The sequence below is a fragment of the Spirochaeta cellobiosiphila DSM 17781 genome, from assembly GCF_000426705.1.
GTDB lineage: Bacteria > Spirochaetota > Spirochaetia > DSM-17781 > DSM-17781 > Spirochaeta_E > Spirochaeta_E cellobiosiphila.
Window position 1 is genome coordinate 1 of sequence record NZ_AUFW01000034.1, and the last position, 2,256, is coordinate 2,256.

Genomic DNA, 2,256 nt, shown 5'->3' on the forward strand with positions numbered 1-2,256 from the left:
AAGCCATTATAGTTTTCCAAATATTCCCAGTCAAAGGCAGGACTGATATCCCATTTTACTACTGCATTAGTATCTTCATGTCTATGTCTCGTGTTAACATGAGAAAATATCCCTGCTTTATTTATGCCATCATTCATAAAGCTATTCCAATTAGTAACTAGTTGCAGATAGCGAGACATTATTCATACTCCCTTCTCTGTATCTATCAAATCGCATATGGTAAGGTAGAAAACGATAAGGGATATCATATTCTTTACATAATGCTTTTAGTAATTTTGCAACACTTTGAGTTTGCTTTGTTGTAAATGCTGCATAATAACGGTAGCCCCTATACTCACTGTTAGGATATCTCCCTAGTTTATCATAATCATTATCAGCTAGATCAATAAAAGCTTTGTCTGGTCCTTTAATAGCGGCATCAAGTTCACAATATGTATATATTTCACCTTTTGAATCTACCCATTTTAAATCACTACCTTCTAAATATATGGGTCCATAATTCACAATTTCAATTGCAATTATTTTTGGATTCTCAGTATCAGCACTTGAATGATGTGCCCAATATTCAGGTTCCATGTATTCCACAATAGTCCCATCTCTATAAACCCAGTAATTGACGGCATGACGCTTGGCATCAACAATATCTGAAGGTGTTTTACATGTAGTACTGTCTGCGCCATTAGTAGCACCAGCAGTAAAATGTAAACATATAGCTGTCTTATCCTTTTTGTTTTTTCTGCCAATAGGCATTAATTTCTTATTAAACATCCCCCTATTAATGACAGATTTAAGTCTATTAAAAGGTTCAGAGTCCTTCGTATACTCATTGAGCTTTTTTAGTTTTCTCATCTTGGAGATAGGTAACTCAATGTCGAAAATCTGTTCTTCAATTAGATAAGGGCGCTCGTCTAAGTATTCATAAACTATCTTAGATATTTTACTTATATCACAGTTATCGCTATAGAGACTCATCGCTATTCTCCATTTCTTCAAATTTTTCTTTTATTAACTCTTTTTTGTATTCATAATCATCATTATAAAAATCACTTATAGTCATAAAAAAGTGTTGCTTATTAGAAGGACTCCAATCTAGATACGAAGAATATATTCTGTTTCCATTAGTATCTAACTTTGGATAATCAATACTATAGGTATAAACAGAACGGATACCATCATAATTCCAGTATTCATCAACAATTATTAATCCAGTTATATCTATCTGGTTATTTTGAGCTACGAGGTAGGGTTGACTTCCTTTTTCACCATAAGTTGAAGTGTGACTCCAAATAAAGCGATAACCTAATTTGGGCAAGGTATCCTCTGTTTGCTTAATAAAGTTAACCTGATTTTTGTCAATAAATTGATGAAGATGATATTCCCATAGATTTGTTGTATCTCCTTTAAAATCTATAAGTAGATCTTCGAATCCCCTAGCAGAATAAAATCCCCCATCAAGAGTAATAGATAGTTCATTAAGTTCAGGCTGAAACTCCCAATAGGTATTGGCTTCCACACTATAGAATCCGTAGAGCAACCAGAACTTCGGTTCTGATAAGTTTTGCCTAAGGTTTGAATAACGTTTTAAACTTCTGATATATTCAAGGTCAGGATCCGTTTTTGATTTTTCTAAATATCTTGAGGCTAGAAAAAAAGAAAGGCTTAGATTCTGAAACACAGCATCTTGGACATTATTAAGGTAACTATAGTTGTAAAAGCCTTCTTGTTGGGCATATAAGCCGCTATCTTGATTATTCCAATACTGAAGGTAAAGCGATCCTGCACAAGCAAAGTTGTAATGGGCATATACATAGGTCGGATCAAGCTTAATGGCTTCTGTAAATAAGACCATGGCTGATTCGTAATCACCCTTCTCATATAGGTCATAGCCTGCACTGTTGAGGTTTTCAGCATTAAGTTCTCCTAAGTTAAGATGATATTTAATGATCACTTCTTCCAGTGTCAAATAACCATTAGCTTGCCAAGTCATCCTTTTTACATTAAGCATATCCAACATCAAAGACTCAGGTAATTCTGTAACATCAGTAATCCCCTGCCAGGTCTCATATCCAAGAGTGGACCAATAGGGATCACGGCTATTAGCTGTATCTGTATTAACAGGAGCTTTTTCTATAACGACATCTCCAGGATTTACAGGTTTTTCTGTTTGTACGATATCTTCAACACTGGGAGAGGGGTCTTCTTTTGTCTGATCTGCCTCAGCTTTCTGAGGACATCCTAAGAGTATGATACTCAGTA

Annotated in this window: 2 protein-coding genes; both read right to left on the minus strand. The window is 34.9% G+C overall.

The window, feature by feature from the left end; genetic code table 11:
• Positions 1–150 precede the first annotated feature (150 nt).
• Complete coding sequence (locus tag K345_RS0106700) at positions 151–972, minus strand: peptidoglycan recognition protein family protein (protein WP_028973508.1); 822 nt, start codon at positions 970–972, stop codon at positions 151–153.
• On the minus strand, positions 959–2,256 hold a 1,298-nt coding region (locus K345_RS20070), incomplete at its 5' end, for a tetratricopeptide repeat protein (protein ID WP_037571527.1). The genes K345_RS20070 and K345_RS0106700, both read right to left, overlap by 14 nt.

Excerpts from the sequence above, each read along its gene's own strand:
- K345_RS0106700 (WP_028973508.1), bottom strand. The coding sequence starts at position 972 with ATGAGTCTCTATAGCGATAACTGTGATATAAGTAAAATATCTAAGATA.